Origin of the sequence: Streptomyces azureus (assembly GCF_001270025.1) — a bacterium.
Taxonomy (GTDB): domain Bacteria; phylum Actinomycetota; class Actinomycetes; order Streptomycetales; family Streptomycetaceae; genus Streptomyces; species Streptomyces azureus.
The window spans coordinates 22,547-32,697 of record NZ_DF968302.1 but is presented as its reverse complement, the minus strand read 5'-3'; the positions used below and the strand labels follow the sequence as shown (position 1 = coordinate 32,697).

Here is a 10,151-nt window from a genome sequence, read left to right as displayed (position 1 = left end):
ACGCGCGGACCGCATGCCTGGTCCGGCTCGAACCCGCACGACAGCCAGGCCCTGAAACGCCTGCGGAATCCCAGCCGATCCACTCCTGCCGAGGTCCGCGCCGACGCCAGCCGACCAAGCTCCAACCGCCAACGGGTACGACGACTACGACCACCCGCGTCGTTGGCTCCACAAGCGCGGCGTCGCCCACAAGGGCATGGAGTCCTCGAGCCGCCTGGGCCGCCACCGCTGGACGATCGGAAGCACCGCCTCCCTGGCCGGCCGGATGCAGCCGCCTGCGTGTGCTTCCGTTGGCTGACCAAATGAGGTGACTTCTAGTGGTGCAGAGCTGCGGCGACCAGTAGGTGATCAGGCGGACACGTGCCATTCATCGAGGCGGATCTTCACCTGACGGTTGTGTTCCGCGTGCCAGATCACTTCACCGGCGACAGTGGCTCACAAGACGGGCAACTCCACGCCGTGAGGCATGGTGGTGATCTCGGCAAGGCCGACTGCGTTCGGCACGCCATCGAGGAGGAGGAAGACGCCGAACGGCTGCCGGCCGACGACCCGTCCGCTGACGTGAGATCCAAGCGGCAGTTCGGAGACTGCTGCTGGCCAGCTCTGGTCCATGACATCCGAGGCCGGCATTAGAGAGCGGTCCGGCCAACTGAACTCGGGCATTGGCCCGAAATCGCGTTGCTCGCACAGTGCCTGGTCAGCGAGTATCACGGTGAGCCCTTCGCTGCTGTGGCAGTTGAATTAGACGAACAATAAGCCACTCGGCGCAGCTCTGATGCTCAGCGATTCTCGGTCATTATCGCTAGTAGTGGCCGTACATCCAGGATGACAGCCCCGTAGAATCGCGTGGAGGCGGCACCTCAGGCGCCTGGCCACCGAAAGGACTCTTGGAACGCTGTGTTTTCGTCACGCTTCTTCATCTTGACGCCTGTGCTTGCACTGGCATCGGGTGCCACACTCGGAGTCCTCGCTCCCCTTCTTGGGATGACCGACGCCGCAGCAGGCCATGTTGCGCACCTTCTCTTGTCCGCTGGATGGTCCTGGGCGGCTTTGGCCTTCTTTGTCGGCCTCGCGTGCGAATCCAGAATTGTGTCCGCCGTGCTGGCGCCTGCGTCCCTCGTCGTAGGTGTGATCGCCTACTATGCGACAAAGCTGAGGCAGGCGGCGAACCTGAACGACTCTGCCCGAGGAGTGTCGGCTGACTGGGACGGGATCTTGTCGAAGACAGTATTCTGGGGTGGGGCCGCTTGCGTTCTAGGTCTTATTTTGGGCGTGGCAGGAAATCTCGCGCGCAACCATGGAATTCGCGGCCTTGCTTTTCGACTGCTGATCCCAGTGACTGCATTTGTCGAAATGTCGGAGCGGCTTCGTTTGGAAGCTTCGCTGCAAGGGGGGGTAGTTAGCGCTACCTGGAGTACTGTCCGAGTTGTGGCGGCGGTGGTCTTCGTCTTCTTGGTCGGGCAAGCGGTGGTCCGCTGGCTACCTCGGCGTCCCGCCAAGCAGCGGGAGCGTAGTGCGTGAGTCTGGCCAGACGCTGGGAGGCGGCCGAGTCCGTGTTCACGCTCTGACCGTAGGGAGCCGTCCTCGTTCCGATGCATGAGCTGGCGTCCGTTGGCCATCTCTTGCGCCAGAAGAGCGCAAACCTGCACAGGTCAGTTGATCACATCGCACTTCGAGAGCCCAGAGAGCTCGGTCAGCGCCTGCAGTGCTTGAACCGCTACGGGACGAAAGTTACCGAGTGGCGCACACTCTCTACATGCTGAGCGCGTTCACCTCGTCTGAGACGCACGCCATTCCTGACGTCATCTGGGGACTGCCCGAGTCCGAACGTCCCGTTCCCCTCGTGCTGTTCGTGGACGAGGTGGCCGAACTGTCCCTCGTCGCCACCAGGAAGGACGAGGAACGGCGCGACCAGATGGTCACCCAGCTCATCCGGCTCGCCCAGCTCGGCCGTGCGGCCGGCATCTACCTGGAGGTCTGCGGGCAGCGTTTCGGCGCTGAGCTGGGCAAGGGTGCGACCATGCTGCGGGCCCAGTTGACCGGCCGCGTCTGCCACGGGGTGAACGACGAAGCCTCCGCGAAGATGGCGCTCGGCACATCGCGCCCGAAGCGGTCATGGCAGCCTGTGCCATCGCCCCCGAACGGCCCGGACTGGCCGTGGCAGGTGACCCCTCCGGCGGCTGGTCGCGCATCCGGACTCCGTACCAGAGTTGACGGCCCGGAGACGGCCCCATCACAACAACAAGGCCCCTGCCAGCGGAGAAATCGCAGGCAGGGGCCTTGATCAGCTCGGCTTACTTCTTCTTCCCCTGGTTCTTGACCGCCTCGATAGCCGCCGCAGCCGCATCGGGGTCCAGGTACGTCCCGCCCGGGTTCACCGGCTTGAAGTCGGCGTCGAGTTCGTAGGACAGCGGAATGCCCGTCGGGATGTTGAGGCCCGCGATGTCCGCGTCGGAGATGCCGTCCAGGTGCTTGACCAGGGCGCGCAGGCTGTTGCCGTGGGCGGCGACCAGGACCGTGCGGCCGGTGAGCAGGTCGGGGACGATCGCGTCGAACCAGTACGGGAGCATGCGGACGACGACGTCCTTGAGGCACTCCGTCTGCGGGCGCAGCTCCGGCGGGAGGGTCGCGTAGCGCGGGTCGGAGAACTGGGAGTACTCGGCGTCACGGTCCAGCGCCGGCGGCGGGGTGTCGTAGGAGCGGCGCCACAGCATGAACTGCTCCTCGCCGAACTCGGCGAGCGTCTGGGCCTTGTCCTTGCCCTGGAGGGCGCCGTAGTGGCGCTCGTTCAGACGCCAGCTGCGGTGGACCGGGATCCAGAGGCGGTCGGCGGACTCCAGGGCGAGCTGCGCGGTGCGGATGGCGCGCTTCTGGAGGGACGTGTGCACGACGTCGGGGAGCAGGCCGGCGTCCTTCAGCAGCTCGCCGCCGCGCGTCGCCTCCTTCTCGCCCTTCGCGGTGAGGTTGACGTCCACCCAGCCGGTGAACAGGTTCTTCTCGTTCCACTCGCTCTCGCCGTGGCGGAGGAGGATCAGCTTGTACGGTGCGTCGGCCATGCCCCAGAGCGTAATCCACGCATTCGCCCGTTCGCGTGGCTGCCCGGCAGGCGGACGTTTGACGGGTTCTGTTAATTGAGTGGCCTCTGTCAACCGCGGCTTTGTAATTTGTGCCTGCTGGCCGTGCCGCTTACACCGCCGCGTCGTCCTCACACCCTTACACGCTTGCGCCCGGGGGAAGAGCCCATGTCGTCCATGCCGTACGCCCTGCGTGCCAGACGCGCCGTCCGGGAGACCGTCTCCGGACTGCCCCGCGAGTTCTGGTGGCTGTGGACCAGCACCCTCGTCAACCGGCTCGGCGCCTTCGTCGCCACCTTCATGGCGCTGTACCTGACGCTCGACCGCGGCTACTCCGCCACGTACGCCGGCCTGGTCGCCGCCCTGCACGGGCTCGGCGGGGTGATCTCCTCGCTGGGCGGTGGCGTGATGACCGACCGGCTGGGGCGGCGGCCGACGCTGCTGATCGCGCAGGTCTCGACCGCCGTGTCCGTGGCGCTCCTCGGGTTCGTGCACCACCCGGTCGCGATCGCCGGCGTCGCGTTCCTCGTCGGCATGGCCAGCAACGCGTCCCGGCCCGCCGTGCAGGCGATGATGGCGGACATCGTGCGGCCCGAGGATCGTATCCGCGCCTTCTCCCTCAACTACTGGGCCATCAACCTCGGTTTCGCCGTGTCCTCCATGGCGGCCGGGTTCATCGCCGAGGTCAGCTATCTCGCCGGGTTCCTGATCGAGGCGGGGATGACGATGGTCTGCGCGATCCTCGTCTTCCTGCGGCTGCCGGAGTCCAGGCCCGCCGAGACGGTGAAGTCGGCCGTCGCCTCCCAGAAAACGGCCGTCGCCTCCGAGAAGGCGGCCGCCGCCCCCGACAGCTCCGTCAGTCTCGGGACCGTACTGCGTGACGGGCGCTTCATGAGCGTCGTCGGGCTGTCCTTCCTCGTCGCGCTGATCTTCCAGCAGGGGGCGATCGGCCTGCCGGTTGCCATGGGGGAGGCCGGGTTCACGCCGGCCGAATACGGCATGGCGATCGCCGTCAACGGCGTGCTGATCGTCGTGCTCCAGATCCCGGTCACGCGGTTCATCCAGCACCGTGACCCCCGCCGGCTGCTCGTCATCTCCTCGCTTCTCGCGGGGTACGGCTTCGGGCTCACCGCCTTCGCGGGGTCGGTCGGCGTCATCGCCATCACGGTGTGCGTGTGGACGCTGGCCGAGATCGTCAACGCGCCGACGCAGACCGGTCTCGTCGTACGGTTGTCCCCGCTCCACGGACGCGGGCGCTACCAGGGGATGTACACCATGTCCTGGTCGGTCGCCGGCCTGGTCGCCCCGCTGATGTCCGGCTTCGTCATCGACCGGTTCGGGGCGGAGTGGCTGTGGGGGCTGTGCGCGGTGGTCGGGACGGTGGCCGGGCTGGGGTACGGGGCGTTGATGCGGCGCCTACCGGAGGAGGCGCCCGCTCAGCCGACTGAGACCGCTGAGCCCATTGAGCCAGCTGAGCCGGCTGGTCCTGCTGCCGGGGCCCTGGGCCAGGCCCCGGAGCGTTCCGCGTCCGCTCCCTGATCCGTTTCCGGGAGGTTCCCGATGGTGAGGCGATACGGCGCTTGATGAGCTGATCCCATGACCCGTAACCGCCACCACCACAGGCAGCCGCAGTCAGCCTGTCACCTCCTCCGCGGCGGCCGGTACGTCCCACCATCCGCCGCCCCGATTGCAGCCGGAGGCCCAGGCAGTCCAGAAGGCCCAGGAAGTCCACAAGAGCCAGGCAGCAGCTCATACGAGGACCCAGGCCGTGCTGAACGAGCCCACCCGCCGAACTCCCAGCCCGAGCAGGGCAGCAGGCCCGGCCGCCCCGGCAAATGGGACTACTCGGACACCAGCTACGTCCTCGCCGGCATGGTCATAGAGAAGGCCACGGGCTGTAGTTGCGCGCACGCGGTCGAGCGCCTCGTCGTACGGCCACTCGGTCTGCGCGGCACGAGCGTGCCGGGCACCGTGCCCGGACTGCCCTCATCCCACGCGCGGCACTCCAAGCTCGCGGAGGGCTGCTGGACCTGGAGGCACGGCGGCATGATCCGCGACCCGCGCCCTCGCCTCGGCGGACGGCCGGCAGGTCATGACCATGAACCGCAACGGCGACTGGGGCGAGCAGCGACTGAAGGACGCCGCTGTCGGAATCCGAGCTCTGCCGGAGCGCTCCCTGAGACGGGCCGGCCGCACCGCTCACTTCACGTGACTGTCAACGGCACCGGGTGGATCTCGTCCGCCTTGTGCCCAGCGCGTTCGTGGATGCGCTGGACCGCCTCGGCCGACGGGGCCTCGGAGAGGCAGTAGACGAGGCCGGACTCCGGGTCCGCCCAGGCCGCCTCGAAGTGGACGCTCTCGTCCTTCTCTATGGCGAGGTCCGCGTTGTGTGCCTCGCGCAGCTGCTCTTCCGTGATGCCCTTCATGCTGTGGTGGACATCCATGAACTTGGCCATGACGTCGTGCCTCCTTCGCAGTGCCCGGCGGTACGCCGGTAGCGCACTGTCCGGCGGTACGCCACCAGCGGCGGTACGACAGGACAGCGGGCGTACTTCCATGGTCCGCCCGTACGGGCACGGAGGCGACCACAACGCCGCAGGGCCCCGGCGGCGAACCACCGGGGCCCTGCTGGTCGTACGAAGGTGCCGGGCGTCAGCCGCACTGGCAGGGGCTGCCCGACTGGCACCCGCAGCCGCAGCCCGAGCCGCAGCCGCACGCGGCGACCAGGGGCAGGTTCCTGATCTCGGCGGGCAGCTCGGTCACGCGCTCCTGCGTGGGGTCGGGCGGGATGCTGGGGGATTCGGCCATGGGTCCCTCCTCAAGGCTGGTGCCTGTGCCCATTGGATGCCCGTTCCGCTGGGCGCATCAACGGCGCACAGAGGCGCCCGCGCGCCCCGGCCGGTCCCCGCCCGGCCCTTTCACCCCGGAGCAGGACCGAGCGGGACGGAGTAAGACCGGGCAGGACCGAGGGTCAGGCGCTCTCCGACCCCGCCACCGCCTGGATCTCCGGCTGCGCGTCCGCCTGGAGCTCGTCCGCGTGCTCACCGGTCACCAGGTACACCACCCGCTTGGCGACCGAGACCGCGTGGTCGGCGAACCGCTCGTAGTAGCGGCCGAGCAGCGTCACGTCCACGGCCGTCTCGATGCCGTGCTTCCAGCGGTCGTCCATCAGGTGCTGGAAGAGGGTGCGGTGCAGCAGGTCCATCTCGTCGTCGTCCTGCTCCAGCTGGAGCGCCAGGTCGACGTCCTTGGTGATGATCACCTCGGCGGCCTTGGCCATCAGGCGCTGGGCGAGCTGGCCCATCTCCAGGATGGTGGCGTGCAGATCGCTCGGGACCGCGCGGTCCGGGTAGCGCAGGCGCGCGAGCTTCGCCACGTGCTGGGCGAGGTCGCCCGAGCGCTCCAGGTCGGCCGACATGCGCAGCGACGTGACGACGATGCGCAGGTCCGTCGCCACCGGCTGCTGGCGCGCCAGCAGGGCGATGGCCCGGGCCTCCAGGTCGTGCTGGAGCTCGTCGACCTTCTGATCGGCCTCGATGACGTTCTCGGCCAGCTTCAGGTCGGAGTCGAGCATGGCGGTGGTGGCGCGCCCGATCGCCGAGCCGACCAGCCGGGCCATCTCCACCAGACCGTCGCCGATCGAGTCCAGTTCCTCGTGGTACGCGTCCCGCATCAGGCTTCCCTCTCGTGCGTCTGTGTCGGGGGTTCATGGGCCGGGGCCCACCGAACAACCGGCGGTACGACCGTCGTATTACCAACGGTCCGAACCCCACGCTCCCACGTTCCGGCCCGTACGCGTCCGTTTCCGTCATCCCGGATGAACCAATACTGGCTCCAAGGTGAACTCTGGGCGACGAGTGTTCGAGCTCGCAGCCCGACGGCTGTGGTCCGTGGCCGACCCATGCCTAACCTGGGTGCATGGACGTGAACGCGGCGGTCGCCGCAGCGGCTGCGATCGCCGGGGTGCTCACCGGCGTCATCGCCATGCTTGCGTTCCGCTGGAGTGAGCGCGAGCAGAAGCGCCCCACCCGTAGCTCCCTGCATACGGACGCGGTGCTCCCGCCGGGCGTGGACACCGTCCTGTCGGTCCTCAGGTCCTCCGCCGTCGTGCTCGACGAGGCGGACGCGGTGGTCAAGGCCAGCTCGGCGGCGTACGCCCTCGGCCTGGTCCGCGGCGGCAAGCTCGCCGTCGAGCCGATGCTCCAGATGGCCCGGGACACCCGGCGCGACGGGGAGATACGCCAGGTCGAGCTGGACCTGCCGCGGCGCGGGACCGGACGCGGGGAGGCCCTGGCCGTCTCCGCGCGGGTCGCGCCGCTCGGTTCCCGGTTGGTGCTGCTGCTCGTGGAGGACCTCACCGAGGCCCGCCGGATCGAGGCGGTGCGGCGCGACTTCGTCGCCAACGTGAGCCATGAGCTGAAGACGCCCGTCGGCGCCCTCTCCCTGCTCTCCGAGGCCGTCATGGACGCCTCCGACGACCCCGAGGCCGTCGAGCGGTTCGCCGGGCGCATGCAGATCGAGGCCACCCGGCTCACCAGCCTGGTGCAGGAGCTCATCGACCTGTCGCGGGTTCAGAACGACGATCCGCTGGAGGACGCCGAGCCGGTCCGCGTCGACGAGCTCGTCGCCGAGGCCATCGACCGCTGCCGGCACCAGGCCGGCACCAAACAGATCACCATGGCCGCGGGCGGCACCGCCGACCTGCACGTGTGGGGCAACCGCGGCCAGCTCGCCGCCGCCCTCGGCAACCTCGTCGAGAACGCGGTCAACTACTCGCCCGCCCGAACCCGCGTCGGCATAGCGGCCCGCAGGGTGAACGCGGCCGGCGGGGAACACATCGAGATCGCCGTCACCGACCAGGGCATCGGCATCTCCGACAAGGACAAGGAGCGCATCTTCGAGCGCTTCTACCGCGTCGACCCGGCCCGCTCCCGTGCCACCGGTGGCACGGGACTGGGGCTGGCGATCGTGAAGCACGTGGCCGCCTCGCACGGCGGGGAGGTCACGGTGTGGAGCGCCGAAGGCCAGGGCTCCACCTTCACCCTGCGGCTGCCGGAGGCCGGTGCGGCCCGCGACCGCGCACATCAGCAGCCCGCCCGATCAGAACGCGCAGGAGGCGCGGGCCTCGACGAAGAGGCCGGGCGGTCCACCCCCACATCCCCCGAATCAACCGCGTACGAAACGCTTCCTGCCCCGGAGGTCCTTCCGTGACCCGAGTGCTCGTCGTCGAGGACGAGGAGTCCTTCTCCGACGCCCTGTCGTACATGCTCCGCAAGGAGGGCTTCGAGGTCGCCGTCGCGACCACCGGGCCCGACGGACTCGACGAGTTCGAGCGCAACGGCGCCGACCTCGTCCTCCTCGACCTGATGCTGCCCGGCCTGCCGGGCACCGAGGTGTGCCGCCAGCTGCGCGGCCGCTCCAACGTCCCCGTCATCATGGTGACCGCCAAGGACAGCGAGATCGACAAGGTCGTCGGCCTGGAGATAGGAGCCGACGACTACGTCACCAAGCCCTTCTCCTCGCGCGAGCTGGTCGCCCGTATCCGGGCCGTGCTGCGCCGCAGAGGTGAGCCGGAGGAGGTGACTCCGGCCGCGCTGGAGGCCGGCCCGGTCCGTATGGACGTCGACCGGCACGTGGTCACCGTCGGCGGCACCAAGATCGACCTGCCGCTGAAGGAGTTCGACCTGCTGGAGATGCTGCTGCGCAACGCCGGCCGCGTGCTGACCCGCATGCAGCTCATCGACCGCGTCTGGGGCGCCGACTACGTCGGTGACACCAAGACCCTCGACGTCCACGTCAAGCGCCTGCGCGCCAAGATCGAGCCGGACCCGGGCGCCCCGCGCTACCTGGTGACGGTCCGTGGCCTGGGCTACAAGTTCGAGCCGTAAGCCGGCCGCGCACGACAGCGGCAGAAAGGGCGGGGCCTCACCCAGGTGAGGTCCCGCCCTTCGTTACGAACGTCCTGCGTCACGACTGTCCCACGAGGCTCAGTGCCCGGCGCCCGCACCGGCCGAGGCGCTCGCGGAGGCCGCGTCGGTCGGCGTGCCCGGCGACTCCTGGCCGCCCGGCGTCTCGCCCGCGGCGGGGCTTTCGGTGCCGGCCGGCGAACCGGAGGGGCTCCCCGACGGCGAACCGGACGGGGACGCCGAGCCGCCCGGCGCGGCCGGTACCTCGGTCGGGCCCCACTCGGTGAAGTGGTGCTCGGCGGGGACGACGAACGCGCGCAGGCTCACGTCACCGGTCTTGCTGAAGGTGAAGGTGACCTTCTGGGCGTTGCCGTCCTGGGCGGCCTCGCGGCCGCTCGGCAGCACGGCCGTGGCGTTGTCCTTGCCGCCCAGGACCAGGCTGCCGCCGGCCGGGATGCTCAGGCTGCCGCCCTTGGCGGGCTTGAGCTCGGCCTTCTCGCCGGTGTCGGGGAGGGTGATGGACTCCAGCGTCTCGGCGGTGCTGCCGGAGTTGAAGAAGGTGGCGGAGATCGCGGCCGGGCCGGTCGACTCGATGTCGGGCTGCGTGATCACGATCGCGTTCTGGACCTTGATGTTGCCGACGCTCGTCGCCGCGTGGTCCGGCTGGATCTCGAGGGTCTGCGCGTTGTTGCCGGCACCGCACGCGGCGAGCGAGGCAACGGAGAACGCGATGGCGGCAGCGGCGAGGACGCCGCGTCGAAGGCTGCTGCTCACGGCGGCGGCAACTCCTTGACTCGAGAGCGGAGCGGCCGATAAAGCCGCCCTAAGTGTCTGTCAGCGGGCCTTAGGTTACCGAGCCGTTCCCGAGCGGCCGCACCCGACCCCCCGGCACCTGTGGCCTCGCTGAGCCACAGTGACTGCTGGGTCACATTGCGGGGTGCTCGTCCGGCATTCACATAAGAGTCTCGGGCGGCAGCGCAAAATTTCCGTGAAGGAATGTGCGGACCACCTCGGAATTGATCACCGTGGGCTCGCCCGGACGCCCGGTGATCAATTCCGGATTCGACCGGAACCCGGCTCGGGCCGCCGAACGGAGTAGCGGAAGTCGATCATACGGAACCGGACATATGGGGATGTTCGGCCGCTTGGGGGAGGCTCCGGATGTGTGTAG

At 68.9% G+C, this 10,151-nt stretch carries 10 protein-coding genes and 1 pseudogene; 5 read left to right on the top strand and 6 right to left on the bottom strand.

From position 1 onward, the window contains the following. Positions 1–435: 435 nt before the first annotated feature. The gene (locus AOQ53_RS45480) at positions 436–711 is read right to left on the bottom strand and encodes a S1 domain-containing protein (protein ID WP_201785082.1); all 276 of its coding nucleotides are present in this window, start codon (positions 709–711) and stop codon (positions 436–438) included. 1,087 nt (positions 712–1,798) lie between these two features. On the opposite strand from AOQ53_RS45480, the pseudogene AOQ53_RS20585 reads away from it, so the two are divergent. Then, positions 1,799–2,214 (top strand): annotated as a pseudogene (locus AOQ53_RS20585) (FtsK/SpoIIIE domain-containing protein); the annotation flags it as partial. An 80-nt stretch (positions 2,215–2,294) separates the two neighbouring features. On the opposite strand, the gene AOQ53_RS20580 reads toward AOQ53_RS20585, so the two are convergent. Next, complete coding sequence (locus AOQ53_RS20580; RefSeq protein WP_020271854.1) at positions 2,295–3,056, bottom strand: phosphoglyceromutase; 762 nt, start codon at positions 3,054–3,056, stop codon at positions 2,295–2,297. Positions 3,057–3,251: 195 nt separating this feature from the next. On the opposite strand from AOQ53_RS20580, the gene AOQ53_RS20575 reads away from it, so the two are divergent. After that, on the top strand, positions 3,252–4,613 hold the full coding sequence (locus tag AOQ53_RS20575; RefSeq protein WP_059419354.1) for an MDR family MFS transporter: 1,362 nt from the start codon (positions 3,252–3,254) through the stop codon (positions 4,611–4,613). Between the two features lie 57 nt (positions 4,614–4,670). Beyond that, positions 4,671–5,384: a serine hydrolase gene (locus tag AOQ53_RS47735; RefSeq protein ID WP_078945410.1), complete on the top strand. Its 714-nt coding sequence runs from the start codon at positions 4,671–4,673 to the stop codon at positions 5,382–5,384. Here the strand turns inward: AOQ53_RS47735 and AOQ53_RS20570 are convergent. From AOQ53_RS20570 to phoU, 3 genes are all read right to left on the bottom strand, one after another. Then, positions 5,279–5,530 (bottom strand): SCO4226 family nickel-binding protein, encoded by a 252-nt coding sequence (locus AOQ53_RS20570; RefSeq protein WP_059419352.1) that lies wholly within the window; start codon positions 5,528–5,530, stop codon positions 5,279–5,281. The two genes, AOQ53_RS47735 and AOQ53_RS20570, sit on opposite strands and share 106 nt — an antisense overlap. Before the next feature lie 196 nt (positions 5,531–5,726). Then, positions 5,727–5,882, bottom strand: a complete 156-nt coding sequence (locus tag AOQ53_RS44735) for a hypothetical protein (RefSeq protein WP_167745740.1) — start codon at positions 5,880–5,882, stop codon at positions 5,727–5,729. A 163-nt stretch (positions 5,883–6,045) separates the two neighbouring features. Continuing rightward, positions 6,046–6,747, bottom strand: coding sequence for a phosphate signaling complex protein PhoU (gene phoU, locus AOQ53_RS20565; RefSeq protein ID WP_059419351.1), 702 nt, complete (start codon positions 6,745–6,747; stop codon positions 6,046–6,048). Positions 6,748–6,992: 245 nt separating this feature from the next. Between phoU and AOQ53_RS20560 the strand changes: the two genes are divergently transcribed. Together AOQ53_RS20560 and AOQ53_RS20555 are read left to right on the top strand one after the other, a co-directional pair. Further along, positions 6,993–8,285 (top strand): sensor histidine kinase, encoded by a 1,293-nt coding sequence (locus tag AOQ53_RS20560; RefSeq protein WP_059419349.1) that lies wholly within the window; start codon positions 6,993–6,995, stop codon positions 8,283–8,285. After that, entirely contained in the window at positions 8,282–8,962 is a 681-nt protein-coding gene (locus AOQ53_RS20555; RefSeq protein WP_030243122.1) for a response regulator transcription factor, read from the top strand. Before AOQ53_RS20560 ends, AOQ53_RS20555 begins: the two co-directional genes overlap by 4 nt. Before the next feature lie 99 nt (positions 8,963–9,061). Here the strand turns inward: AOQ53_RS20555 and AOQ53_RS20550 are convergent, their stop codons facing one another. Then, positions 9,062–9,754 (bottom strand): copper chaperone PCu(A)C, encoded by a 693-nt coding sequence (locus tag AOQ53_RS20550; RefSeq protein ID WP_059419347.1) that lies wholly within the window; start codon positions 9,752–9,754, stop codon positions 9,062–9,064. Between the last annotated feature and the right edge of the window lie 397 nt (positions 9,755–10,151).

Bases quoted from the DNA above. Each gene is read 5' to 3' on its own strand.
- AOQ53_RS20560 (WP_059419349.1), top strand. From the start codon at position 6,993: ATGGACGTGAACGCGGCGGTCGCCGCAGCGGCTGCGATCGCCGGGGTG.
- phoU (WP_059419351.1), bottom strand. From the start codon at position 6,747: ATGCGGGACGCGTACCACGAGGAACTGGACTCGATCGGCGACGGTCTG.
- AOQ53_RS44735 (WP_167745740.1), bottom strand. From the start codon at position 5,882: ATGGCCGAATCCCCCAGCATCCCGCCCGACCCCACGCAGGAGCGCGTG.
- AOQ53_RS20575 (WP_059419354.1), top strand. From the start codon at position 3,252: ATGCCGTACGCCCTGCGTGCCAGACGCGCCGTCCGGGAGACCGTCTCC.
- AOQ53_RS20570 (WP_059419352.1), bottom strand. From the start codon at position 5,530: ATGGCCAAGTTCATGGATGTCCACCACAGCATGAAGGGCATCACGGAA.
- AOQ53_RS20580 (WP_020271854.1), bottom strand. From the start codon at position 3,056: ATGGCCGACGCACCGTACAAGCTGATCCTCCTCCGCCACGGCGAGAGC.
- AOQ53_RS47735 (WP_078945410.1), top strand. From the start codon at position 4,671: ATGACCCGTAACCGCCACCACCACAGGCAGCCGCAGTCAGCCTGTCAC.